A 25,318-nucleotide genomic window follows, 5' to 3' on the forward strand; every position below is an offset into this window, starting at 1 on the left:
CATGTCGCAGACCCTTGAACACCTGACCGTGTCCACCATCGGCCACCGCATCGGCGGCACGTCCGTCACCGACTCCGAACGCTTCGGCCCGGTCTACAACCCGGCAACCGGTGAGCAAACCGGCCAGGTCGCCCTGGCAAGCGCGCAGACCGTGCGCGATGCGGTGCAGACCGCTGCGGCCGCCCAGCGTGGCTGGCGCCGGCTCGGCCTGGCCAAGCGCAGCCAGATCCTCTTCAAGGTGCGCCAGCTCATCGACGAGCGCCGCGGCGAACTCGGCGCCATCATCACCGCCGAGCACGGCAAGGTCCTCTCCGACGCGGACGGGGAAATCGTCCGCGGCCTGGAGAACGTGGACTTCTGCACCGGGCTGATGCACCACCTCAAGGGCGAGTACGCCGAACAGGTTGCCACCGGCGTCGACGTGCACCAGACCCGGCAGCCCCTGGGCGTGGTCGCCTGCATCACCCCGTTCAACTTCCCCGCCATGGTCCCGCTGTGGATGATCACCACCGCCATCGCCGCCGGGAACGCGGTGATCCTCAAGCCCAGCGAGCGCAACCCCTCGGCGGCCAACTGGATCGCCGCGATCTTCGAGGAGGCGGGCCTGCCCGCCGGGATCCTGAACGTCGTGCACGGGGACAAGGAAGCCGTCGACGAGATCCTGGAAAACCCCGGGATCACCGGCGTCTCCTTCGTCGGCTCCACGCCGATCGCCAAGTACGTGTATTCCACCGCCGCGGCCAACGGCAAGCGGGTCCAGGCGCTCGGTGGCGCCAAGAACCACATGGTCGTCATGCCCGACGCGGACCTCGACGCCGCCGCCGATGCGGCGATCTCCGGTGCCTACGGCTCGGCCGGGGAACGCTGCATGGCCGTCTCGGTCGTGGTGGCGGTCGGCACCATCGCCGATGAACTCGTCGCCAAGATCTCCGCGCGCATACCCGGCCTGGTGGTCGGCGACGGCACGGACCCTGACTCGGAGATGGGGCCGCTGATCACCGCCGCCTCGCGGGACCGCGTGGCAGGATTCATCGCCTCGGCCCAGGAAGAGGGCGCCGCGGTGCTGGTCGATGGCCGCGAGCAGCGCTTTGACTCCAACGGCTTCTTCATCGGGGTCTCGCTCATCGACCACGTCAAGCCCGGCATGCGGGTCTATGACGAGGAGATCTTCGGACCCGTCCTGGCCGTGGTGCGCGTTCAGGACTACGCGGAGGCCGTCGAACTGATCAACTCCAACCGCTTCGCCAACGGCACGGCGGTCTTCACCCGCGACGGCAAGACCGCCCGCGAATACGAGTTCGACATCGAGGTCGGCATGGTGGGCATCAACGTGCCGATCCCGGTGCCCATCGGCGCCTTCAGCTTCGGCGGATGGAAGGACTCGCTCTTCGGCGACACCCACATGTACGGCCCGGAGTCCTTCAACTTCTACACGCGGCGCAAGGTCGTCACCAGCCGCTGGCCCGACCCCAGMGAATCGCAGATCGAGCTGGGCTTCCCCACGCACTGAGCAGGGATCCCTCCCCGGAGTCGTCGGCGGCCTGCGTGCTTGCCGACGGCCCCGGCCCGGGGATGCGGAGCGGAACCATACACTGAACCACATTTCAGCAATGCCAGGACAGGATGAAGTGCCATGCCCGAGACAATGAACGCGGTAGTGGTTTCCGCACACGGAGGCCCGGAAAACCTTGAATTCCGGCGCGTTGCGCGCCCGGCACCCGAGGCGGGCCAGGTCCTGGTGAAACTGTCCGTCGCCGGGGTGAACTACCTCGATGTCGCCCAACGCAACGGGGCAACCACGCTGCAGGCCCCGTTCCGCGCGGGTGTCGAGGGCGTCGGCGTCATCGCTGCCCTGGGCACGGAGGTGACCGGCTTCGCCGAAGGCCAGCGCGTGGGCTGGCTTGCCGGGGGCCAGGGAAGTTTCTCGGAGTTCACGGTGGTCGAAGCCCCACAGGTGGTGGCGATCCCCGAGGGCATCGACGATTTCACCGCCGTGGCGGCCCTGATGCAGGGTTTCACGGCCCACTACCTGTCCCACGACACCTATGCACTGGGTCCGGACGACACCGTCCTGATCCATGCGGCCGCCGGCGGGGTGGGGCAGTGGCTGACGCAACTGGCCAAGCTGAAGGGTGCTCGGGTCATCGGGACGGTTTCCTCCCCGGCCAAGGAAGACGCGGCACGGACCAACGGGGTCGACCACGTCATCGGCTACGACGGGTTTGCCGAAAACGTCCGCGGGCTCACCGGCGGGGAGGGTGCCTCGGTCGTCTACGACGGGGTCGGCCAGGCGACCTTCGCCGAGAGCCTGCGCGCCCTGCGAATACGAGGCATGTTGGTCGCGATCGGCGCGGCCAGCGGCCCGATCCCGCCCCTGGACGTGAACTCGCTGGCCGGCTTGGGCTCCCTCGCCGTGACCCGGCCAACGGTAAGCCACCATGTGCGCACGGCGGAGGAAATCTCCCGCCGCGCCTCCGACCTCTTTGGCTGGATCGCCACGGGGGCCATCAGCGTCCCGCCCGTGACGCACTACGACATCACGCAGGCCGTCCAGGCCTTCACCGCGCTCGAGTCCCGCCGGACCACCGGCAAGGTCGTGCTGGTGCATTCGTCATAGTGAAATGCACCCGCCGGGGATATCGGTCCACGGATTAACGGCGGGTGGGTGGTGCCGCCTTTTGGCTGCACCACCCACCCGCCGTTGCCATTTACCGTTAGACCCCTGCGGAGACGTGCTTGACGAATCGCTGGACGCGATCACAGCCGTCCGGTCCGAAAATGTGCTCCGGCGATCCGGCATCAACGACATTGCCCTCTTCCATGAAGACAACCCAGTCGGCGACGTCGCGTGCCAGTTTCATCTCGTGGGTGACAATGACCATGGTCATTCCATCGTTGGCGAGTCCTGCGATGACGTCCAGGACCTCCGCCACCAACTCGGGGTCAAGTGCGCTCGTTGGTTCGTCGAACAGCATGACCGATGGCTTCATCGCGAGCGCCCTGGCGATTGCCACGCGCTGTTGCTGGCCGCCCGAGAGCTGGTGCGGGTACTTGGAACCATGCTGCCCCATGCCGACGCGCTTCAAGAGTTCTCGCCCGTAGTTGTCCGCTTCCTCCTGCGTCATGAGCTTTCCCTGGACGGGCGCCAATGTCACGTTCTGCAGCACGCTGAGATGCGGGAACAAATTGAATCGCTGGAAGACCATACCGATATTCGACCGTTGTTTGGCCATGGCGGTATCGCCCAATGGAAGCCTTCGGCCGTCGCTCTCCATCCGGTATCCGATGGTTTCGCCGTTGACCACAATTTGGCCACCGTCGTGGGGTTCCAAGTGGTTTAGCGTACGCACAAGGGTCGTCTTTCCCGAGCCGGAGGGACCAATGACCACGACCACTTCTCCGCGGTGAACATCCAGGTCCACTCCCTTGAGGACTTGGTTCTCACCGAAGGTCTTCGTCACGGATTCGGCGCGAACCACCTTGTCCCCGGTATGGGGATGACGATCGCGAATTCGCATGGTGTGCTCTTCGATCTCGGCAGGGCCGCCTTCCAACTTGGTGTGGCGGCGAGTCACATCCAGCTTGCGTTCCAGTGCCGCGCGCATCAGGTCGAAGACGGTCACGAGAAGGACGTAGTACGCGGCGACCGCTGTCAGAGTCTCCAACACCAGGAAGTTCTGGGTGAAGAGACGCTGTCCAACCAACAGGATCTCGGGAAGCGAAATGACGCTTGCGAGCGAAGTCAGCTTCAAGATCGAAATGAACTCGTTGCCCAAGGTGGGAAGGGCAATCCTGAATGCCTGCGGCAGGACGATCCGCCGCTGGAACTGTCCGTACTTAAGCCCCAAGGCCTTGGCTGCCTCGCGCTGGTCAAGTCCGACCGACAGCAAGCCGCCGCGGTGGATCTCTGCCATGTAGGCAGCTTCATGAAGGACCATGGCGATCAAGGCCGCATTGAAGGACGAGCCCAAGACGACCTGTGACGCCGGGAAGACCTGCGGGATGTTGTAGGCGAAGACCAGCAGGACGAGCAACGGCAGGCTACGGAACAGCCAGATGTAGAGGCCTGCGACGACATTGAGAGCCTTCTTGCGCGACTCTCGCATGAGGGCCAACCCGATGCCGGCGACATTTGCGATAACCCATGACAACACGGCCAGGGCGACAACGACGCCGGCTCCCTTCCAAAGGTCGGGATCCAGGAACAATGAGAAGGTGTATCCCCAATCAAATACCACTGTGATCACCTATTTCCGGTTCAATGATTCTTTGAGGACTTCGGGGTCGACCGGCTCGAGGTTGTAGGAAGCCAGGAGCTTGTCGTAGCTTCCGTCGGCCTTCATGGACTCGATGGCGGCGGATACGGCCTCTTGCATTTCGGCATTTCCCTTGCTGACCCCGATGCCCACCGCGATGGGATAGATCAGCTCCTGGCTGGTCAGTTCCAGCCGATTGCGGGATTTCTCCACGGCAATCTTGGCCACCGCGCCATCTGTCATTTGTGCATCGACCTGATTGGCCAGAAGGGCCTGGGTTGCTTCGGGGTCCGTGGGGAATTCCTTGACGGTGATGGCACCCTTGCCGTTTTCCCTGCACTTTTCACTTTCGTCGTTCGGCATGATGCTGGCGATGACAGTGGCCGTCACGACTCCAACGGTTTTCCCGCAGAGATCTTGGGCAGTCAGGTATTTTTCTCCGTCAACGCGGCTGATGATCGAGTTGCCGGTTTGGAAGTAGGGAACGAAGTCGACTTCCTTGGCACGTGCCGCGGAAATGTAGAGCGTGGAGGCGATCACGTCGTAGCGGTTGGACTTGATGCCCGCAACGATCTGTGCAAATCGGGTATCTGTGTACTGTGCCTTGAGGCCCAGGTTTTCGGCGACGGCATTCATGAATTCAACGTCGAATCCGGCCGGCTTGCCGTCCTTGAGCATGTCGTATGGCGGGTACGTGAGGTCGACACCTACATTGAGGATGCCTGCATTGTTCGTGGAGACCTTGGCTTCCGGGACTTTTTCCGACGAGGAGGAACTGGCGTTGCCGGAGCCGCCGCATCCAGTCAACATGAGAGATGCGATGGCTGCGCAGCCGACGAGAGTCCTGCGAATGTTCTTGCCCATGATGTGCTCCTAGATATGAGTTATGGCGCCGATTGATGCTAGGCGCTCTGGTTGCACCAGTCGGCAACCGCCGCGGCGTAGATTTCGATAATTTCTTCGTATTTCGCCAGTTCCACCCATTCGTCTGCCCAAGAGTAGGGAGGCGTTCCAGGACCGATGTTCACGGAGGGAATGCCGGCCTGGTGGAGCGGAACCATATCGGTCCAGAAGGGAATTCCCTCAAAGACCGGCTGGGTTCCGATGCTTTCCATTGCGCTTGCAACGGTCCGCGCAATGGGGCTGTCCTTGTCGATTTCATATGGCAGACGAGGCCCGGAGAGCCAGTGCTCACTGAATTCGACCGTGGCATCAATGCGAGGGTCGGTTTCGGCGAGCTTCAAGATCATGCTCTCTGCCTGATCGCGCACGTCGTACGGATCCTGGCTTGGCAGCAAGCGGATGTCACAGGTCATTTCACACCTGTCAGGAACCTGATTGTGCTTGGTTCCTCCCCTGACGGTGCCAATGTTGAGCTTGGGGCCGCCAGGGAGTTCGGGATGAGGCACATAGGGCATCTCGGATTCGAACTGCCTCATGCCGACAAGGACGGGCTCCATGGTTTCAATGGCGTTGAGACCAAGTTCCTTGGCCGACGTATGTGCTTGCTTTCCATGCGTCGTGACCTTCAAGTAGGCGGCGCCCCGGTGAACCGTGCCGATCGTGTTGTCGGTGGGTTCGCCGCATATGCCTGCGTCAGCCGTAAACCCTGCTTCAAGCAGGGATCGGGTACCCACCCCTCCCTCAAAATGGCAGGAAACGCCCTGGAAAACAACGTCGCCCTTGGGCCGCTTCCCGGAGGCGGCGATTCGGCGCATGACCGCGAGACCCGCGGTCGTTGCTGCCTTCATGTCGGCAATGCCTGCCCCATAAATGCGACCGCCCTCGATGGTTCCCGCGAATGGGTCCTTTGTCCAGTCGGGTGACGCCTCGTAGGTGTCGATATGGCCGTTTAGAAGGAGCGACTTGCCACCGCCACTTCCCCTGATGCGTCCGCCGACGGAGTAGCGCCCGGGCATGGACTCGACGAGTTCCACTTCATCTACGCCCCACTCCCGCATCTGCTGGGCCATGTACTCGGCCAGCGGCGTTTCATTTCCCCATGTTGAGTCGATGGAAAGTACATCCTGAAGCAGCTGAATGTCAGCGCTGAGCTCTGTCATTGGTTCTCCCTTAGTGCTGGTCCATCGGTGCCTCACCGATTGCAGACCCTGACGTTGAGAAAACTATGCAACACTTTCCATGTGCTGTATATCACATGAATTAGAAGGRAGGTATCGAAAAAAGCGATGGCAGACATAACACTGAAGCAGCTTGAGTACCTGCTGGCGGCGGCGGAGGCCGGAAGCGTTACTGGTGCCGCGGCAAAGCTCTACCTCAGCCAATCGGCTGTCTCGACCGCGCTTGCCGACCTTGAGCAATCGCTGGGTGCGCAGTTGTTTGTACGCCATCCCCGCGGGATGAGTCTCACCGCGGTCGGGCAGGAGGTCGTGGCGGACAGCCGGCGGATCATCATGGGTGTTGAGGAGATGCACGAGTCTGCGCGTACGAGCGTTGAATCGATCGCCGGCAAGCTCCGCGTTGGATGCTACTCCTCCTTGGCGCCGGTTCTCCTGCCGATGGTCATCGATGAATTCCTTCGCCGCCACCCCAGGGTGGAGCTTTCCTTTCTCGAGGGAAACCAGCAGACTCTGGCGGATTCGCTGGCAAGCGGGGCGTTGGACCTGATCATCGTTTATGACTACCAACTGCATGAACTCAGGCAATCCGGGGCCTTTGCCATGACAAGGGTCTACGCTTCCAGGCCGTATGTGATCTTGCCCGTCGATCACCCGCTGGCTGAGCGCCGGCGGGTTTCGCTTCGGGAGTTGGCTCCCGAGCCGATGATCCTTTTCGACCTTGCCCCGGGCGGGGAGTACTTCCTTTCCTTCTTCCAGTTGGAGGGGCTGGAGCCGACGGTGCGCTTTCAGACGACAAGTTTTGAAATGGTCCGCGCACTCGTTGCTCGCGGACTCGGGTACTCGATCTTGAGTCAGAGGACCGCTATTTCCATGAGCTATGAAGGGCTGCAGGTTGCCACGCGGGAGATCGCGGCCGACATTCCACCCTTGGGAATTGCCACGGTCCACCTGGCCAGGGCGAAACCAACACTTCGCGTCCGCGCGTTCATGGAGCAGGTTGAAAACAGTCTTGCGCAGTTTGCCACCATGCATGACCTGGGATAACGAGGTATCAATTTATTAGATGGATAGCTACTAAATAATCTGCTTGTTCAAATGCGACTTGGATCACAGACTGATCTTGTGAACATTTCAGACCGACTCAACTTCGGTCGATCCAAGGAGGTTGAACCAATGTCTACGTCAGTTAAGCCATCTTTCACCGTTGGCCTCAAGAACGATCCGGAGGCATTGCGGAACGCGTTCATCGAAGCAATGGGTCGAGCCGCTACCGGCGTGACGATTGTCGGTACGGACGGCGCCAGCGGCAGGTTTGCCCAGACGGTCAGTGCCATGTGCTCGGTGACGGCCGACCCGACCACCCTTCTGGTGTGTGTCAACCGCAAGAGCCCGCTCAACGAAGCGATCGTCAAGCACGGGGTCTTCTCGGTGTCGTTGCTGGGTCGGCAACACGACCACGTCGCCGACACATTCGCCGGTCGCCCCTGGCCGGGTAAGGAACGCTGGGACTTTACCTGCGGTGAATGGACGCCGTTGCCGTCCGGTAGCCCCACCCTCGTGGATGCGCTGGCGTCGTTTGACTGCACTCTGCGCCAAGTCGTCGAATGCGGCACGCATTACGTGTACTTCGGAAACGTCACCGCAGTCGGCGGCCAACAGGGCGAACCGCTGACCTATCACGCCCGGACCTACGGCAAGCCGGAGCCGGTCGAACCCTCGGTTTTTCCTGAATACCCGGGTTCCGGCCCGGTGCGCTAGAGCGCAAGCAGTATCCAACTAATTTTCCTGCAAGAAAGGTGAGGCAGATGCTTCGTACTGGTGAAGAGTACCGCGATTCCATTCGGGACGGACGGAAGGTTTACGTCAACGGCGAGAAAGTCGAGGACGTGACCACGCATCCAATGTTCAAGCCGATCGTCGATCAGCGTGCCATGATCTTCGATCTCGCACATCAAGAATCCACTCAGCCGACCATGACGTACGTCGACGAAACGAGCGGCGAGCTCAATGCCATCGGCAACCGGCTCCCGCGGACGCAGGAAGACTGGTGGGACAAGCGACGTGCGGTTGACCTGACTCAGCGCGAGGCAGGAGGCGTCGTCACGCGGGTTGGCGATGAGACCATCGGTGAAATGTGGTCGCTGTTCGATGGACAAGACGTGCTCAACGAAGTGGATCCGCGTTTCTCGGACAATATTCGACGGCACATCCAGCAGACCATCACGGCCGACACCTTCCACATTTCGGCGAACACCGATCCCAAGGGCGATCGCTCGAAGGCGCCCCAGGACCAGGACCCCGACATGCTGCTCCATGTGGTCCGCGAAACCGACAACGGCATTGTCGTTCGGGGAGCCAAATACGAAACTGCCGCGGCGTATGCCAATCAAGCGTTCACGAAGCCTACGATAGCCAACTGGGGCAACGACAAGCTGTCCAACTACGCTGTCGGATTCGTTGCCAACCTTTCAAGCCCGGGACTGAAGTTCATTTCCCGCACCGGGTTCGCCGGTCGCGCGCCGGCACGTGACTACCCGCTGTCCAACAGGGTGGACGAAGTGGAGTCGCTGGTCATCTTTGACGACGTGGAAATTCCCTGGGAAGACGTCCTCTTCTACAGGCACACGCGTGCGGCAGCATTTATTCGCTCCACGCTCCACCGCTACAGCGCCTTCCCGTTCGTGCAGCGCACACAGCACCTCGCCGACCTGATGATCGGCGCAGCCCTCTGGAACATTAAGCAGACAGGGCTCGAAAAGCAGCCGGCAGTCCAGGAAAAGCTGGCCCAGCTGGCCTGCTACCGCGAGAACATCAACGCGCACCTGACCGCGTCCATTGCCATGGCGGAAACGAGCCCGGGCGGGCTGCTCATGCCGAACCAGTCGTTGCTCTACACCGGCCGGGTGACCGCCTTGTCGCAACTCCCGGCGATGATGCACATTGCCCGCGAGCTCTGCGGTGGCCAAATCTGCATTACTCCCGATGCAGCGTCGTTCGAGCACCCGGAAACCAAGGACTGGCTGGAAAAGTACTACAACGTCAACGAAAACTGGATTGCCGAGGACCGTCGAAAGCTGTTGGCCTTCGCTCGCGACCTGCTCAACAGCGACTACGCAGGGCACCGACTGACCTTCCAGCTCTTTGCCCAGTCTCCGCCCTTCGCCCAGCTCGGTGCCATCTACCGGAACTTCGACTTCGAAGGGCCGCTGGATCTAGTGCGCAAGGCAGCGGATCTGTCGGACCGGATCACCGCGGACCAGGACGCCGCCAAGATCGCCAGCCGCGTGTGATCCGGCGAGACAGCAGAAAGGATAATTGAGATGACATTTTCATTGGTTGCCCGTGACCCGCTCACCGGGGCATTCGGGATGGTTGTCACTTCGTCCAGCCCGTCGGTGGCCGCCCGGTGCGTCCACCTGAGAGCAGGCGTGGGCGGCGTCGCGTCCCAGAACGTGACCGACCCGGGGCTCGGTGACCTCATCCTGCAGGCCCTTGCCGCCGGTTCAAGTGCCCAGGAGGCACTGGATCGGGTGACGCTGGACGCGGAGCATATTTCGTATCGGCAGGTTGCGGTCGTCGATTCCCGGGGCAACACGGCCTCCTTTTCGGGCGAGGGAACACTGGGCACCAATCGGGTCGTCGCGCGCGGTGGAGCCGTGGCGGCCGGCAATCTGCTTTCCGACGAGGAAGTGCCCAATGCCATCATGGCCGCCTATCAGAACTCGGCTGCCGAGGCATTCGAGCGACGGTTGCTTGACGGCCTGGTCGCCGGTGTCAACGCCGGCGGAGAGGAAGGCCCGGTACATTCGGCTGGCCTAGTGGTTGTTGATGAACACAGCTGGGCTTCTACCGATTTGCGCGTTGACTGGGACGAGGAAGATCCCATTGGGGCACTAGAGGAACTTTGGGAACGGTGGGCTCCCGAGAAGGAAGCGTATCGATCCCGGGCGTTGAATCCGTCTCTTGCCCCCTCCTATGGAGTTCCGGGCGACTTGTAGAAAACCAGGGTGGGTCCCGGGAAGCAGTTTGGGACCCACCCCCAATTCCCGCCTTGTCCGGGAATCCTAGGCAATGAGGAAGAAGGCAAAAGTGCATGACCATGTGGTGCGCCGCGTTGGAGAACTACAGCGAGACCTGATCGATCTCTCGGAACGGATACATTCCAACCCGGAGCTAGGCTGGCACGAATTCAAGGCCGCCGAATGGACGGCGGATTTCCTGGAACAACACGGGTTCACGGTGGAACGCGAGTACCTGGGTTTCCCCACGGCACTGCGGGCAGTGTTCGGAACGGGGCGCTACCGGCTCGGGCTTTGCGCCGAATACGACGCCTTGCCTGAACTGGGCCATGCCTGTGGGCACAACCTGATTACGGCGATCTCCTGTGGGGCAGCTGTCGTGCTGGCGGATCTTGCCGACCGCCATGACCTGACGATCGAGGTATATGGAACGCCTGCGGAGGAAGGCGGCGGCGGAAAGATTGAAATGCTCAAGCGTGGTGCATTTCAAGGCCTGGATCTGGCGCTGATGGCGCATCCGGGGCCTGTGGATTCCGCGGAGGCAAAGCCCTTCGCCGTTGGCCACCACCATGTTTCCTACCGGGGCAAGTCGGCCCATGCAGCCGCCTATCCCGAACAAGGCGTGAACGCGAACGACGCCTTCGTCATCGCCCAGGTGGCACTAGGACTATTACGGCAACAGCTCCCGGGGACAACGAAGGTCCACGGCATCCAAACGCGCGGCGGGCAGGCTCCGAACGCCATACCGGAACACACCGAGGGACGTTGGTACGTGCGCGCCGAGACCCTAACCGAGCTGAGGGGTGCCGAGGAGAAGGTGCGCCGCTGCTTCGAGGCTGGTGCACTGGCGACGGGGGCCGAACTGGAAATGACCCCGGAATCCGAACCCTATTCGGAGTTTCGCACGGACGATCGTGCGCTTGACCTATATGTGCGGCACGCGAAGAATCTTGGTCGGCGATTTGATGCCCCGGCTGAACAGGCAACGATGAGCCGGGCCTCCACGGACATGGGCAATGTGTCCCAGATTGTTCCCGCCATCCATCCCTACATTGGCCTGCATTGTTACCCCGATTCCAACCATCAGCCGGAATTTGCCAAGCACTGTGTTGGACCGGCGGCAGAACGCGCCATTCACGACGGGGCCGCGTCCTTGGCACTCACGGCCCTGGACTTCGTCGGCAATCATCTTCGGTCAGAAAGGAACCAATATGTTGGGCAATAACGCGCGTGCCCTGCCCATCACGCGGCAGGAGCGCGACGCAATGGGTGAAGTCGAGTTGCCGGCCGGCGCCTACTACGGCATCAGCACCGAGCGTGCCAGACAAAACTTTCCGATCAGTGGCCGGACGGTCGGCGACTTCCGCCATTTGGTCTGGGCCTTCGGAGCCGTCAAGGCTGCCGCCGCGCGGGCCAACGAATCCACGGGATTGCTCACCTCCAGGCAGTCCGCTGCGATCCAGGCCGCAGCGGCCGAAGTCATGGACGGCGCATTTGACGACCAGTTCGTCGTCGATCGCATTCAAGGCGGTGCCGGAACGAGCACGAACATGAACGCCAACGAAGTCATCGCCAACAGGGCGCTGGAATTGCTCGGTCACGAGAAAGGCGAATACCAACACCTTGACCCGATCGATCACGTCAATCGCAGCCAAAGCACCAACGATGCCTACCCGACGGCGGTAAAGATCGCCATGCGGCGCGCGCTTGATGATCTGCTGGAGGAGCACAGCATGCTGGTGACTGCATTCGCCTTGAAATCCTCGCAATTTGCGGACATCCTCAAAATCGGCCGGACACAGTTACAGGATGCCGTCCCGATGACCCTGGGCCAAGAATTTGGGGCATTTTCAGAAACCCTGCGTGAAGACAATGACCGAATGCGCGAAATGCGCCTGCACCTGGCAGAGGTTAATCTGGGCGCCACTGCCATCGGAACCGGGATAACCGCATCACCCGCCTATAGGGAACGCGTCGTTCCCGAACTTGCAAAGATCACGGGGCTGCCCTTGGTCGCCGCGGTGAATCTCGTGGAAGCAACATCGGATACCGGTGTGTTCCTGCTCCTTTCGGGCATGATCAAGCGTGCGGCCGTCAAGCTGTCAAAGATCTGCAACGACCTGCGCTTGCTGTCTTCCGGTCCCCAAGCGGGATTCGGCGAGATTCAGCTTCCCGCCGTGCAGGCGGGGTCCTCGATCATGCCCGGCAAGGTCAACCCGGTGATCCCGGAAATGGTCAACCAGGTGGCGTTCCGCATTGTCGGTTCCGACATGACGGTGACCATGGCGGTGGAGGCGGGGCAACTGCAACTCAACGCCTTTGAGCCCGTCATGGCGGACGCGCTGCTGGAATCGATGGAGTGGCTGAGCCACGCGTGCAAGACCTTGCGGGAACGCTGTGTGGTGGGCATTGAAGCGAACGAAGACCTGCTCAAGCAACGAGTTGCAGGATCCCTCGCCGTCATCACCGGCCTGACCCCGTTGCTGGGATATGCCATGTCCGCCGAGTTGGCGAAAGAAGCAATGCATGGCCGGAGGAGCCTCACCGAGTTGATCCTCGAACGCGGGTTGTTGGCGGAAAGCGAATTGACCGCGGCGATTTCTCCGCTGAACCTGACCGGGGTGGCGACGGGACAATAGATTTTTCCTGCCAGTGTTCCGGGTTCCCCACGCTCAGGGAGCCGGAACACTGGCTCGACCGGTGGATGTAAACATGCATCGGGATATATATTGTGCACAACTAAGTTGTGTGCAATTATTTATTGCATGGCAATCGTCGATGACATGGTGTGCTTCTCCCTTTACTCCGCCACGCGCGCGACCACGCGTGCCTATGCGGAGTTGCTGGCCCCGTGGGGACTGACCTACCCCCAGTACCTGGTGTTGGTTGTGTTGTGGAGCGACGGCGAGCAGTCGGTCAACGAACTGGGGGATTTGCTGCAGCTCGACTCCGGCACGCTGTCGCCGCTGCTGCGGCGGATGGATAGCAAGCTCCTGATCGAGCGCAAGCGCGTGCATTCCGACCAGCGCATCGTCACCATCGCCCCCACCGCGCGGGCCGGCGAACTCCGCCGGGAGCTTGGGCACATCCCGAGCGCCATTGCGCACGCCACGGGGCTGCCCGACCTCGAGTCCGCCCGGGAGCTGATCGCCACCCTGCAGCGCCTCACCACCGCCATGGGCGAGCTCAATCCGAAGGATGCCTGAGCCCGCCCGAAGAACCGGCGCATCCGCCAAAGCCCCGGCAGCGACACCGCCGGGGGACGAAACCCCTCGAAAGGCACCACCCATGAATGCCCTGTACACCGCCGAAGCACTCTCCACCGGACACGGACGGGAGGGCAGGGTCTCCACCTCGGACGGAATACTTGACGTCGCGATGACGCCGCCACGGGAACTGGGCGGATCCGGGGAAGGCACCAACCCCGAGCAGCTTTTTGCCGCGGGCTTCGCCGCCTGCTTCCACTCGGCGCTGCACCTGGTGGCCCGCAGCAGGAAGATCTCCGTTCAGGACTCGACGGTTGGCGGCCGGGTGAAGCTGGGGAGCACCGGGGACGACGGATTCACGCTGGCCGTGGAGCTGGAGGTCGTCATTCCCGGCCTGCCGCACGAGCAGGCCCGCGAACTTGCGGACGCCGCACACCTGGTGTGCCCCTACTCCAACGCGACCCGCGGCAACATCGATGTCACCGTGCACGTCTCCGATGACTAGCAACGGCAGGGCGCTGCCTGCCGCGCTTACCCGGCCTGCCGACCCGACGACCCGGGGACGCACCTTGGTGCGCATCGCCCTGGGTGCCGCCCTGGCCTTCGCGGGTGCCAGCCACCTGACCGTGGCCCGCCGCGAGTTCCAGGCGCAGGTGCCCGAATTCGTTCCCCCCGACGCCGACCTGGTGGTTCTTGCCTCCGGCATCGCGGAGATCACCCTTGGCGCGGCTCTGATGCTGCTGGCGCGCCGACGCATCCCCGTCGGCTGGGCCGTGGCCTTGTTCCTCGTCGCGGTGTTCCCCGGAAACATCGCCCAGTGGCTGCACGCGCGTGACGCCTTTGGGCTCGACACCGACGCCAAGCGCCTCGTGCGGCTGTTCTTCCAGCCCGTGCTGGTCGCCGCGGTGCTGTGGTCCACCGGGGCCTGGCGGAATAGGCCGCGCCGCGGAACCGGCCGCACCGGCGCATCCGAGTAGGGCGGTGAAGCCGGTCACCGCCGGCGCGAGCGTACGCGGGATCTTAAGGCGCGGTTCACCTCAGCGTGGCCGCAGCGTTGTCCGGGGAGGGCAGCGTGGTGGGTGTCCATCCCCGACACCGAAGGAACCCCACCATGAAGTTTCGCACCCTCACGCTTGGCACCCTGGCCGCCTGCATGCTCGCCGGACTGGCAAGCCCGGCCGTTGCCGCCCCGGCCGCCGAGCAGGAAACCGCTTCGCCCATCCTGATTGGCCACCGCGGCGCCGCGGGCGTCGCACCGGAGAACACCCTGGCCGCGGTCAAGGCCGGCAGCCAGTCGGGTGCCGACTTCGTCGAGATCGACATCCAGCTCTCCAGCGACGGCGTCCCGTTCATCTTCCACGACGAGACCGCGGCCCGCACGACCAACGTCGCCGACGTCTTCCCGGACCGCGTCAACGACCCGATCACGTCCTTCACCTGGAACGAGCTGCAGCAGCTCGACGCAGGATCCTACTTCTCGGCCGACTTCGTCGGCGAGAAGATCCCGCACTTCGACGCGGTGGCCGACGCGCTCACCGGCGAAACCGGCGTGTTCATCGAGATCAAGTCCCCGGCCAAGTCCCCGGGCGTCGAGCAGGTCGTTGCCGAGGCACTTGCCACCGACCCCGAGTGGAGCGCACTGGAGAAGGCCGGCAAGATCGAGGTCCTGGGCTTCGACGCGACCTCCAACAAGACCTTCGCCGAGCTGGCCCCCGAGGTCCCGCTGCAGCAGCTGACCGGCACCGTTCCGAGCGCGGAAATCCTGGCCGACTACGCCAGCTACGCCGATTCCTTCGGGACCAGCTACCGCACGCTTGACGCCGCCGGCGCCGCGCGGGTCAAGGACGCCGGGCTGGGACTCGGCGTCTACACGGTGAACTCCACGCAGGCCGCGGATGCCTCCCTGGAACTGGGCGTCGAGCGCATCACCGGTGACTTCCCGCAGCAGGTCGACCGCCACCTGGACGGCAAAAAGGTGTTCCCGTCCAACAACGGCATCGTCGTCTCCGGTGCGGTCAACGACGTGCCGGGCAACGACCTGCAGCCGGAAACCGGCGAGCACGTCATCCTCGCCAACGAGGGCAACCGCACCATCGACGTCAGCGGCTACGTGCTGCGCGACGCCGCCAACAACATCCTGCGCGTGGGCGAGGGCTTCAAGCTCACGCCGGGCGCCGAGCTGCGGGTGTTCTCGGGACCGGGAACCAACAGCGCCGAGGCCTTCTACCTGGGCGGCGACACCGCAGTCCTGAACAACGGCGGCGACTCGATCGGCCTCTGGGATTCCAAGGGCCGGTTGCTGGACACCTTCGCCAACTAGTACCGGCTTTCCCGTAAGCCGCCCCCGGACGGCAGTGCCCACCCCAATCGCTCTACGGGTGGGCACTGCCTTGTGCGCTGCCTAGGGCTCGCGGATGTCCCGCCGGATCGGGTGGTCCGCCGGGACCTGTACCAGCACGATCCTGGTGCCGTCGGGGTCGCGGATCCACCCCTCGATCAGTCCCCACGGCTCGGTCAGCGCCTCCCGGTCGATCGTGATTCCGCGCCCGGCAAGTCGCAGGAGCTCGGCCTGCACGTCGCGGACCTGCACCCACAGCACCAGGGTGGAGGCGGTGCCCGCCTCGCGGGTGCCCGAGACCTCGAGCAGGCCGTTGCCCAGGAAGAACACCACCCCGCGGTGCCCGGCGGGCCCGAACTCGCGGGCCACCGCCAGGCCCAGCACGTCGCGGTAGAAGCCCTGGGTCGCGGGCAGGTCCACGGGCCGCAGCAGCACCCGGCTTGAGAGGATCTCCATGGACCCCAATCTACCTGCGGCCCGGGTCCCTAGCGCCAGGGAACCTCGTTGATAAGTGCCTGCCCCTCGGCCACGTAGCCGGCCATCTCCGCCGGCGGCACCATGGACCCGCCGGTGGACCAGACCACGTGGGTGGCGTTGGCCAGCGCTGCGTCGTCCAGGCCGAAGACTTCCAGGTATGCGGGGTCCTGAAGCATCCGCCAGGGGCCGGCGAACCCGGCCGCGGCGGAGGGCTCCACGGCGATGCCCTCGGTGTCGTGCAGCAGGCCGACGAAGGCCTTCATGCGCTCGTCGGTGACGCTCACGTAGCCGTCGATCAGCTGCTGCAGGTGCTCGCCGACCAGGCGGGAGGGGCGGCCCACGGCCAGCCCGTCCGCGGCGGTGAGCCCGTCCAACCCGATGTCCGCCACGGAAATGGCGTCGTGCAGCCCGGTACGCACACCCAGGGACATGCAGGGGGCGTGGGTCGGTTCGGCAAACACGCAGTGCACCGCGTCCCCGAAGGCCGCCTTGAGTCCGAACGTCACGCCGCCCGGACCGCCGCCCACCCCGCAGGGCAGGTGGACAATCAATGGGTGCTGCGCATCGATGGTGACCTGCAGTCCCTCCAACTGCCCGGCCAGCCGGGCGCCGGCCACCGAGTAGCCGGCGAAGAGGCTCAGCGAGGCCTCGTCGTCGACGAACCACACGCTCGGGTCCTCYTCGGCGGTGCGGCGCCCGGCTGCCACGGCGTCGGAGAAGTTGCCCGCGTGCTCCACGACGGTAACTCCGCGCGAGCGCAGCAGCTCCTTCTTCCAGGCGCGGGCATCCATGGACATGTGCACGGTGGTGTTGAAGCCGAGTTCGGAGGCGACGATGCCGATGGACAGGCCCAGGTTGCCGGTGGATCCCACGGCGATGCCGTGGGCGGAGAGCACCTCGCGGACCTCGGGGGCATCCAGCACCCGGGCGTCGTCGGTAGGGGACATCAGGCCCGCCTTGATCGCGATGCGCTCGGCGACCTCGAGCACCTCGTGGATGCCGCCGCGCGCCTTGATCGAGCCGCTGACCGGCAGGGAGTCGTCGCGCTTGAGCCACAGCCTGCCCGGCAATTCGCGTCCGAGGCGGTTGCCCAGTTCCGCTTGCATAGCGGGGATGCCGACCAGCGGGGATTCGAGGATGCCGTGCGTGGCGCGGGTGTCGTCAAAGTGCTCGGCGAACCAGGGCGCGAAGCGGCCGAAGCGTGCCCGGGCGTCCTCGATGATCGCCGGGTCGATGCCCGAGGCCTCGATCCCCGCAGCCGTGGCGGTCGGGGTGGCTGTGAACCAGGCGGTTTCCTCGGCCCGGGCCATGGCCGCGACGACGGGGTCGGTGAGGAGTTGCTCGAGGTCGTGGGTCTGGCGCATCGGGGCGGTGTTCTCCATGGTTGCGGGGTGGTTAGGTATCAAATGTAGGGCACCGGTCCCTTACCGGCGAGTCGGTGCCCTACGTGGCTTTAGTGCGATGCGGCCGGTTCGAAGGCCGGCCCCAGGGCACCAAGCCTGACGCCTCGGCGCAGGTTTCGCCAGGGCAAGGCAGCGGGGTCTGCGGGGAATGGGCCTGGGGCAAGCGCAACGAGTATTCGACCTGCCATGTCCGTGTAGTCACCACGGAAATGCACGGAGCTTTTGACCACCAGGATGTTCTGCTCCTCGGGATGGATACCTGCCGCCCGGAATTGGTTGCGGTCCATGACCTGGGCCTTGTGGTTGTTGACCACAACGCTGACGTTTCCCTTGCGCAGCAGGGCCGACGGACCGACAGCAAGGTCGTTTCCATTCATCATGGGGCCGTCGAAATGCACCTTGCCGTCGGTGATCTCTGCGACCTCGAAGGTCTCGGTGAGCGGCCCGTCCCCGGGAGACGCGGAACCGGGGAATGTCACCGTGACAGGATTCCCCCGGCCGGCCGCAATTGCTGCACGCACGATCTCCGGGTCCCACATGGCCGCCAATGCGCTGCCCGGTGCATCCCTGTTGAGCAATTCACGCAGCAGGCCCGTTGACGTCGCGTCCCCACCTGCTCCCGGATTGTCCTGGGTATCGGCTATGACGACTGGCCTTGTGCCTGCCTTGACCGACCACAGCGCCTCGTCCAGGGCCTGCTCGGTGGGCAAGGCCTCGAGACTGAAGTCGGGTTCAAGGTCGCGGAGAGTGGTGGAGATCTGCTCCACGGCGCGGGCCAGTTCTTCCTCGTCGACGCCATAGCCAAAAACGCATGGCTGGCATTCCTCGACGTCCGAAGCGGGGAATGCCATGGCGATCGAAAGCACGGCGTCCGCACCTGCAACGGGATCCAGCATTTCATAAGCAGTGCGGGCCGGGCCCGCCATGGTGCTGCCGGAGATGGTCGGGATCAGGAAGTCGATGTGCCGCACGCTCATCGCCAGACGCTCGCCCGCGATGAGCCGCCGGAGCAGGGCCGCGGCGGACCTGCCGGTGTCGGCCATGTCGATGTGCGGGTATGTGCGGTAAGCAACCATGGCATCCGCGGTGTGCAGCATCAGGTCGCTGACGTTGGCGTGCAGATCCAGGCTCACAACGATGGGCACCTCGGCCCCGACCACCTCGCGAACCCGACGAAGGATCTCCCCGTCCCCGTCCGGATGGTTCTCGGAGACCATCGCGCCGTGGAGATCCAGATACACGGCATCGGGCTTCTGCGTCGCGCAGGATTCGGTGATCATGGACGTGACGCGTTCGAAAGCCACGGAGTCAACGGGACCCGAGGGCGACGCCGCGCACCAAATGACCGGAAGCAGCTCCCACTCGGGATCGGCGTCTAAAACGAAACCGCCAAGGGGAATATTGACCGAGGAGAGATTCAATACGTCCGGACCGCGGTGCATCCGGGGAAACCCTTCCCCGTTCTCGAAATTCTCCCAACGCGCAGCTGACCGGGAAAAGGTGTTGGTTTCATGCAGGAACCCTGCGACGAGTACGCGGCTCACGGAGCGACCTCAATCTTGCGGTTGCGAAGGACAACGGGCAGGAAAAGCAAGGCAGCGATGGACATGAACAGCAGTCCGACCATGGTCAGCAAGCCGCCTTGGGTGCTGCCGGTTGCCTCGCGCACAAAGCCCATGATCGTCGGCGCGACGAAGCCGCCCAGAATGCCGATCGTGTTGATGAAGGCGATGCCGCCAACGGCGGCCGTGCCGCCGAAGTGGTGGGAAGGTACCGCCCAGAACACGGTGTATGCGCCCCACACTGCACAGACGGCGATGCACAACGCAACGAACGACAGGATGAAATTCGACGCAGTGAAAGCGGCCACCGTCAGCCCTGCAGCTGCAACCAGTGAAGGAACCACTGCATGCCATTTGCGCTCCTGGTGGCGGTCGGAGCTGCGCGACAGCAGGATCATGGCCGGAATCGTCAAGATGTAGGGGATGGCGGTAAGCATTCCGATGACAAAAGTGCTTTGGATCCCGTTGTCCTTGAGGATTGTCGGCAGCCAGAAGCTGACGGCGTAGATGCCGCACATGATGCCAAAGTAGGCGGCGGCCATGACATACACGCTGGGCTCGCGCAGCGCGTCGATGAACTTGTGTGTTGACTGCCCGGCTGCGGTCTCATCGATGGCCTTGGCCACAATGGACTTTTCCTGGTCGGTAAGCCAGGGGGCGTCGGCAGGTCGATCAGCCATTGACTTCCAGAAGATATAGCCCAGCAGGACGCAGGGGAGACCCTGGATCACGAACATCCATTGCCAACCGGCGAGGCCACCGAGATTGTCCGTGGCGGCAATAATGGCTGCGGAAACCCCCGAGCCGAGGATGGAACCTATAGGTCCGGCGAGCATGTAGATGCCCATGACTGCTGCCATTCGTCGCGCCGGGTACCAGTACGTCAAATATAGGATGATGCCTGGAGCGAAGCCGGCTTCGAAGATTCCGAGCAGGATGCGCAGGATGTAGAAGCTGGTTTCATCGCGCACGAACAACATAGACGAGGACGTTAGGCCCCACAGGATCATGATCCTGGTGATCGTGCGGCGGGCTCCGACCTTGTGCATCAGCAGATTGCTCGGGATTTCCAAGCAGGCGTAGGCCAAGAAGAACAAGCCTGCGCCGATGCCGAAGACTGCCTCGGTCAGGAGCGGGACGTCTTCCTGCATGTGCAATTTCGCGAAACCGATATTTACCCGATCGAGGTAAGCGAAGGTGTAGCAGAGCAGCAGGATCGGCAAGAGGCGCCGGTTGACTTTTCGAAAGACGGATTGTTCGCTGACGGAGGCCAAGTGGCCGTTGTTGACGCGGTTTGACGTGGTCGACATGTTCCACCCCTTTCTGAGGTGATACCAAGCGTAGGATGTTGATCACATGAACGTTTAGAACGATGGAAACCAGTCAAGATTGATCATCGTATGATGAATTCAACATGATTTCCAGAATGGAATGACGGATGGATACGTTGGAAGTGCACGCGACGGATCTTGAGATCGTCGATGCATTGCAGATTTCTCCGCGGGCAACTTGGGCCTCCGTGGGACGCGCCATCGGCGTTTCCGAAGTCACGGTTGCCCGGCGTTGGAAGAGTCTTGAATCGCGTCGGCTCGCGTGGATAGGTGTCGCTCTCCACCCGGCCGTGTCATATGGTTCCTTCATCGAGATCCGGTGCGAAGGCAAAAAGATGGATGCCATTGCCACTTCACTTGGGAAGCACCCCGACGTCATTACCGTCGGGTACACGACCGGTGACTACAACCTGTATTGCCTCACGATTGCCACGTCCTTGGACGGTGTCTTACGTTGCGTGCATGGTGGGCTTCCGGAACTGTTCGATGCCAACCAGATTCGGATCAGCCTCTATCGCCAGATGACCGGCGGCGTTGATTGGCGCCAGGGCATCCTTTCGGCATCCGACGAAAGGCAGTTGCACGGCGACAGCAAATCAAAGTCCCAGGATTCCCCGCCAGTCCTGACTGAACGAGACCGTGATCTGTTTCTGTTGTTGGGCCGGGATGGGCGAAGCTCGCCGACTGAGCTGGCTCGCGAACTAGGTGTTTCGCCCGGTGCGGTTGCTCGTCGGTTGGAACAGCTCCAAGCCGGCAACCAGATTGTTTTCAGGTGCGATGTTGCGCGCCCCGATTTTGACCTGCCCCTGAACATGATCCTGTTGATGAAAGCACCGCCGTTGCATGCTGAACGGACATCGCTGTTGATAGGACATTGGAGGGAAACACGTTTCTGCGCTTCCGTCGTTGGAAGCGCGAACATTATCCTGATCGTGGGTCTCCACGACCTGGTCGATGCGGAAGGTATTCTTAGGCGGCTCTCCCTCGAACATCCGGATGTCGAGGTGGCCGACCAACGGGTGGCGACCCGCATGACCAAGGTCTACGGGCGACTACTGGACGAATTTGGGCGGTCCAAGGGCATCGTGCCGGTGGATCCATGGTTTCGATCGCTTAAAGGTTAGTGAATCTGCCCAGAGGGCAACGTCATTGTAAGGTCCGCAGAACTTCCAAACATCACGATGGCGAGCCCTATGGGGTTGTACGCCCGCTACGCCCGAGTACGGACCGCGCATGGCGCAGCAGCGGCTCGTCGACCATCTGCCCCTCGAAGGTGAAGACGCCGGAGGCCTGCTCGGCCGCCGCGAGGATGCGCGTGGCCCGCTCGAGCTCCTCGGCGGAGGGCGCGAAGGCCTGGCGGATGACGGGCATCTGGCTCGGGTGGATCGAGGCCTTGGCCCCGAAGCCCGAGGCCGCAGCGTCAACCGATTCGCCCAGCAGACCCGCCTGGTCTGGGATGTCGATGTAGACCGAGTCGATGGCGACCTTGCCGTGTGCGCCGGCGGCCAGCAGCACCTGGGACCGGGCATGGCGTGCCACGTCCCGGTAGGAGCCAGAGGCCTTGCGGGAGGAGGAACCGCCCAGGGAGGCGACGAGGTCCTCGGCACCCCACATCAGGGCAACGACATTGGGCGCGGCGGCAATCTGCGGGGCGTTGATGATGCCCAGGGCCGTCTCGCACAAGGCAACCACTGCATAATCCACGAGCCGGTCAAGATCCTCGGCCCCCTCGGTCTTGGCCAACATGATCGTGCGGTATCTGGTTTGCTCGAGGGCCGCCAGATCGGCGGTGATGTCCTCGGTGCCCACCGGGTTGATGCGCACGATGGTGCGTTCCGGGTCCAGGGGGGTGTCGATCAAGGCCTGCCGTGCCGCCTGCTTGTTTCCCGCCGCGACGGCGTCCTCCAGGTCCAGGATCACCGCATCGGCGCGTTCCAGCGCCTTGGCGTAGCGGTCGGGCCGGTCCGCGGGGCAGAAGAGGATGGACGGGCCCATGCTGAAGTTTTCCATGACTACTCCTTTTCCTGGGTGTTCATGGATGCCGCATGGGCATCCTTGGTCCACATCATGCAGGTGCGCGTGGCAGTGGCGACGACGACGCCGTCCTGGTTCCGCCCGGTGTGTTTCATGGTGACGATGCCCTGACCGGGACGGGACTTAGAAAGCCGGACGTCGGTGACCTCGGTTTCGGTGTAGAGGGTGTCGCCGTGGAACATCGGATGCGGGAACTTCACCGCGTCGATGCCGAGCTGTCCGATGATGGTTCCCTCGGTCATCTGCGGCACCGACTGGCCGATCATGGTTCCCAGCGTGCCGATCATGGTTCCCAGCGTGAACAGCGAATTCATCAGCCGCTGCCCGAAGGGCTGGGTGGCGCTCCAAGCCGCATCCAGGTGCAGGCCCTGGTTGTTCATGGTCAGCGAGGTGAACAGGACGTTGTCGGTCTCGGTCAGCGTGCGCCCGGGACGGTGCGCGTAGACGACGCCCTCGCGCAGCTCGTCGAGGTAGAAGCCGCGCTGTTCCACGCGTTCGGGGGTTTGGGTGCTCATACGCTGTGCTCCAGATCGGTAAGGGTGATGTCGGTGTCGGCGGCCGGGGTTTCCAGGACCTCGACCGTGGCAATGAGCTGGTTGGCCTTGACCAGGTCCCCGGCCTTCAGATGGCTCATGGACACGACCCCGTCGGACGGCGAGAGCATCTGGTGCTCCATCTTCATGGCCTCGATGGTGGCCAGGATTTGCCCGGCCGCCACCTGTTCCCCGTCGCCGACCTGTACGGCGATGACGGTTCCGGGCATGGGGGAGCGGACCTCGGGGGACAGGGCGCCGGCGCCGCGGTCCATGGCGGCGAGCTCGCGGGCGAGTACCTCGGCGCGGTCAAGCGGCCGCACGCCGGCGGTCCACCCGTCGTGGCTCAGCCAGATGGTGCCGTCCGCGGACCTGGCGGTGGACGTGCGGTGCACCAGCCCGTTGACGGAGAAGCGGCCCGGGCCTGCTCCCTCCACCAGGAATTCCTGGCCATCGATGTCAATGGCGGAGCCGGAACCGGTGCTGCGGAAGGACAGGGAGCGGATCTGCGTCTCGACCTCGAATTCCAGGGCGGTGCCGACACGGGTGCCCAAGTGCCAGCCGTCCCCGCGCTGCCAGGGGTTGTTGGACGAGCCGCGCGCGGGGCGGGACAGGTGTGCGGCCAGGGCCAGCTCGGCATCGGAGAGGGCACGGAACTCCATGTCCGGCATCTTGCGTCCGATGAGGTTCGTGTCCAGGTGCCCCGCGGCCACATCCGCATCGGTGATGAGCAGGCGCAGGTACTCGATGTTGGTCAGCACCCCCAGGATCACGGTGGAGGCCAGGGCCGCATCCAGGCGGGCGAGGGATTGGGCGCGGTCGACGCCCCAGGCGATGACCTTGGAGACTATCGGATCGTAGAAGGAGGAAACCTCGAGCCCCTCGCGCAGCGAGGAATCGACGCGGAGGTGCTCGCCGGCCGCCTCGGTGACAGAAAGAATGGTGCCGATCGAGGGCATGAAGTCGTGCGCGGGGTCCTCGGCATAGACGCGGGCCTCGGTCGCATGCCCGTGCAGTTGAACCTGGTCCTGGGTGAAGTCCAGGGCCTCGCCGGCGGCGATGCGCACCTGCCATTGAACCAGGTCGATGCGCTTGTCCTTGATGCGGACGACTTCCTCGGTGACCGGGTGCTCGACCTGCAGGCGGGTGTTCATTTCCATGAAGAAGAACTCGCCGGGGTTCTCGTCGCTGACCAGGAACTCCACGGTCCCGGCGCCCACGTAGTTGACCGATTCGGCTGCGGCGACGGCCGCGGCACCGATCTCGGCGCGGATGCGTTCACCCTCGGCGTGGTTTTCCAGCAGCGGCGAGGGCGCCTCCTCGATGACCTTCTGGTGCCGGCGCTGCAGTGAGCATTCGCGCTCGCCGAGGTGCACGGTGTTGCCGTGCCTGTCGGCCAGGACCTGGACCTCGATGTGCCGGGGGTTGCGCACCAGGCGCTCGAGGAAGAGTGTGTCATCCCCGAAGGCGCTGGCCGCGGTGCGGCGGGCACTGGCCAGGGCCTCGGGCAGCTCGGTGGCGGATTCAACCACGAACATCCCCTTGCCGCCGCCGCCGGCCGAGGGCTTGATCAGCAGCGGGAAGCCCACTTCTCCGGCGGCGGCCATGAGTTCCTCGTTGCTCAGTCCGGCCTTGGCAATGCCCGGGACCACCGGAACGCCGTGGGAGGAGACGTGGTTCTTGGAGCGGATCTTGTCACCCATCAGGTTGATGGAGAAGGTGTCCGGGCCAATGAAGGTGAGGCCGGCATCATCCAGGGCGCGGGCGAAGTCGACGTTCTCGGCCAGGAACCCGTAGCCCGGGTGCACGGCCTGCGCGCCGGAGCGGCGGCAGGCCTCGAGGATCGCGGGGATGCTGAGGTAGCTTTCGGTCGCGGCCCCGGGCCCGATGCGCACGGCCACGTCGGCCTCGGCCACGTGGAGGGCGCCGGCATCGGCGTCCGAGTACACGGCCACCGAGCGGATGCCCAGGGCCTTGAGGGAGCGGATGACGCGGACGGCGATTTCCCCGCGGTTGGSCACGAGCACCGTGTCAAAAAGTTTGTTCGTCACGATTGGTCCTTATCTGGAAACAAGTGA

At 63.6% G+C, this 25,318-nt stretch carries 23 protein-coding genes; 13 read left to right on the plus strand and 10 right to left on the minus strand.

Translation table 11 applies throughout. The annotated features are described in order from the left end of the window. Position 1 precedes the first annotated feature (1 nt). Both BLJ79_RS21250 and BLJ79_RS21255 read left to right on the plus strand, forming a co-directional pair. The gene (locus BLJ79_RS21250; RefSeq protein ID WP_071216811.1) at positions 2 to 1,510 is read left to right on the plus strand and encodes a CoA-acylating methylmalonate-semialdehyde dehydrogenase; all 1,509 of its coding nucleotides are present in this window, start codon (positions 2 to 4) and stop codon (positions 1,508 to 1,510) included. Between the two features lie 123 nt (positions 1,511 to 1,633). Then, positions 1,634 to 2,617 (plus strand): quinone oxidoreductase family protein, encoded by a 984-nt coding sequence (locus tag BLJ79_RS21255; RefSeq protein WP_286135843.1) that lies wholly within the window; start codon positions 1,634 to 1,636, stop codon positions 2,615 to 2,617. Positions 2,618 to 2,714: 97 nt separating this feature from the next. Here BLJ79_RS21255 and BLJ79_RS21260 read toward each other — a convergent pair whose 3' ends face one another. The 3 genes from BLJ79_RS21260 to BLJ79_RS21270 are packed head-to-tail and all read right to left on the minus strand — an operon-like array spanning position 2,715 to position 6,319. Further along, complete coding sequence (locus BLJ79_RS21260) at positions 2,715 to 4,247, minus strand: amino acid ABC transporter permease/ATP-binding protein (protein ID WP_217641951.1); 1,533 nt, start codon at positions 4,245 to 4,247, stop codon at positions 2,715 to 2,717. Continuing rightward, positions 4,248 to 5,120 carry an ABC transporter substrate-binding protein gene (locus BLJ79_RS21265; protein WP_083411535.1) on the minus strand — a complete coding sequence of 291 codons (873 nt, stop codon included), beginning with the start codon at positions 5,118 to 5,120 and terminating at the stop codon, positions 4,248 to 4,250. It lies immediately after the preceding gene. 38 nt (positions 5,121 to 5,158) lie between these two features. Further along, positions 5,159 to 6,319, minus strand: coding sequence for a M20 family metallopeptidase (locus BLJ79_RS21270; RefSeq protein WP_071216812.1), 1,161 nt, complete (start codon positions 6,317 to 6,319; stop codon positions 5,159 to 5,161). A 126-nt stretch (positions 6,320 to 6,445) separates the two neighbouring features. Between BLJ79_RS21270 and BLJ79_RS21275 the strand changes: the two genes are divergently transcribed. The 10 genes from BLJ79_RS21275 to BLJ79_RS21320 all read left to right on the plus strand — a co-directional run bounded on the left by BLJ79_RS21275 (position 6,446) and on the right by BLJ79_RS21320 (position 15,882). Beyond that, complete coding sequence (locus BLJ79_RS21275) at positions 6,446 to 7,381, plus strand: LysR family transcriptional regulator (RefSeq protein WP_071216813.1); 936 nt, start codon at positions 6,446 to 6,448, stop codon at positions 7,379 to 7,381. A gap of 129 nt (positions 7,382 to 7,510) precedes the next feature. Next, the gene (locus BLJ79_RS21280; RefSeq protein WP_071216814.1) at positions 7,511 to 8,095 is read left to right on the plus strand and encodes a flavin reductase family protein; all 585 of its coding nucleotides are present in this window, start codon (positions 7,511 to 7,513) and stop codon (positions 8,093 to 8,095) included. Positions 8,096 to 8,142: 47 nt separating this feature from the next. Next, positions 8,143 to 9,627, plus strand: a complete 1,485-nt coding sequence (locus BLJ79_RS21285; RefSeq protein WP_071216815.1) for a 4-hydroxyphenylacetate 3-hydroxylase family protein — start codon at positions 8,143 to 8,145, stop codon at positions 9,625 to 9,627. A 30-nt stretch (positions 9,628 to 9,657) separates the two neighbouring features. Next, a complete protein-coding gene (locus tag BLJ79_RS21290; RefSeq protein ID WP_071216816.1) occupies positions 9,658 to 10,335 on the plus strand; it encodes a DUF1028 domain-containing protein in 678 nt (225 codons plus the stop codon). 73 nt (positions 10,336 to 10,408) lie between these two features. Further along, entirely contained in the window at positions 10,409 to 11,581 is a 1,173-nt protein-coding gene (locus tag BLJ79_RS21295; RefSeq protein WP_083411536.1) for a M20 family metallopeptidase, read from the plus strand. Further along, complete coding sequence (locus BLJ79_RS21300) at positions 11,568 to 12,995, plus strand: aspartate ammonia-lyase (RefSeq protein ID WP_071216817.1); 1,428 nt, start codon at positions 11,568 to 11,570, stop codon at positions 12,993 to 12,995. Before BLJ79_RS21295 ends, BLJ79_RS21300 begins: the two co-directional genes overlap by 14 nt. 126 nt (positions 12,996 to 13,121) lie before the next feature. Beyond that, on the plus strand, positions 13,122 to 13,562 hold the full coding sequence (locus BLJ79_RS21305; RefSeq protein WP_071216818.1) for a MarR family winged helix-turn-helix transcriptional regulator: 441 nt from the start codon (positions 13,122 to 13,124) through the stop codon (positions 13,560 to 13,562). Between the two features lie 82 nt (positions 13,563 to 13,644). Continuing rightward, complete coding sequence (locus tag BLJ79_RS21310; protein WP_071216819.1) at positions 13,645 to 14,067, plus strand: organic hydroperoxide resistance protein; 423 nt, start codon at positions 13,645 to 13,647, stop codon at positions 14,065 to 14,067. Continuing rightward, positions 14,060 to 14,539, plus strand: a complete 480-nt coding sequence (locus BLJ79_RS21315) for a DoxX family protein (RefSeq protein ID WP_083411537.1) — start codon at positions 14,060 to 14,062, stop codon at positions 14,537 to 14,539. The genes BLJ79_RS21310 and BLJ79_RS21315 overlap by 8 nt, the downstream gene beginning before the upstream one ends. Positions 14,540 to 14,673: 134 nt before the next feature. Then, on the plus strand, positions 14,674 to 15,882 hold the full coding sequence (locus BLJ79_RS21320; protein ID WP_071216820.1) for a glycerophosphodiester phosphodiesterase family protein: 1,209 nt from the start codon (positions 14,674 to 14,676) through the stop codon (positions 15,880 to 15,882). An 81-nt stretch (positions 15,883 to 15,963) separates the two neighbouring features. On the opposite strand, the gene BLJ79_RS21325 is transcribed toward BLJ79_RS21320, so the two are convergent. The 4 genes from BLJ79_RS21325 to BLJ79_RS21340 form a co-directional block, all read right to left on the minus strand. After that, positions 15,964 to 16,356, minus strand: a complete 393-nt coding sequence (locus BLJ79_RS21325) for a VOC family protein (RefSeq protein ID WP_071216821.1) — start codon at positions 16,354 to 16,356, stop codon at positions 15,964 to 15,966. A gap of 29 nt (positions 16,357 to 16,385) precedes the next feature. Further along, entirely contained in the window at positions 16,386 to 17,741 is a 1,356-nt protein-coding gene (gene dsdA, locus BLJ79_RS21330; RefSeq protein ID WP_071216841.1) for a D-serine ammonia-lyase, read from the minus strand. Positions 17,742 to 17,830: 89 nt separating this feature from the next. Then, positions 17,831 to 19,324, minus strand: a complete 1,494-nt coding sequence (locus BLJ79_RS21335; protein ID WP_071216822.1) for a M81 family metallopeptidase — start codon at positions 19,322 to 19,324, stop codon at positions 17,831 to 17,833. Then, positions 19,321 to 20,652, minus strand: a complete 1,332-nt coding sequence (locus BLJ79_RS21340) for an MFS transporter (protein ID WP_071216823.1) — start codon at positions 20,650 to 20,652, stop codon at positions 19,321 to 19,323. The genes BLJ79_RS21335 and BLJ79_RS21340 overlap by 4 nt, the downstream gene beginning before the upstream one ends. Positions 20,653 to 20,780: 128 nt before the next feature. On the opposite strand from BLJ79_RS21340, the gene BLJ79_RS21345 reads away from it, so the two are divergent. After that, positions 20,781 to 21,797 carry an Lrp/AsnC family transcriptional regulator gene (locus BLJ79_RS21345; RefSeq protein WP_071216824.1) on the plus strand — a complete coding sequence of 339 codons (1,017 nt, stop codon included), beginning with the start codon at positions 20,781 to 20,783 and terminating at the stop codon, positions 21,795 to 21,797. Positions 21,798 to 21,864: 67 nt separating this feature from the next. On the opposite strand, the gene BLJ79_RS21350 is transcribed toward BLJ79_RS21345, so the two are convergent. Genes BLJ79_RS21350 through BLJ79_RS21360 form a run of 3 tightly spaced genes read right to left on the minus strand, consistent with a single transcriptional unit; the run spans position 21,865 to position 25,294 of the window. Further along, entirely contained in the window at positions 21,865 to 22,683 is an 819-nt protein-coding gene (locus tag BLJ79_RS21350; RefSeq protein ID WP_071216825.1) for an HpcH/HpaI aldolase/citrate lyase family protein, read from the minus strand. A 2-nt stretch (positions 22,684 to 22,685) separates the two neighbouring features. After that, positions 22,686 to 23,222 (minus strand): MaoC family dehydratase, encoded by a 537-nt coding sequence (locus BLJ79_RS21355; protein ID WP_071216826.1) that lies wholly within the window; start codon positions 23,220 to 23,222, stop codon positions 22,686 to 22,688. Further along, positions 23,219 to 25,294 (minus strand): ATP-binding protein, encoded by a 2,076-nt coding sequence (locus BLJ79_RS21360; RefSeq protein ID WP_071216827.1) that lies wholly within the window; start codon positions 25,292 to 25,294, stop codon positions 23,219 to 23,221. Before BLJ79_RS21360 ends, BLJ79_RS21355 begins: the two co-directional genes overlap by 4 nt. Between the last annotated feature and the right edge of the window lie 24 nt (positions 25,295 to 25,318).

Origin of the sequence: Arthrobacter sp. UCD-GKA (assembly GCF_001863355.1) — a bacterium.
Taxonomy (GTDB): Bacteria; Actinomycetota; Actinomycetes; order Actinomycetales; family Micrococcaceae; genus Paeniglutamicibacter.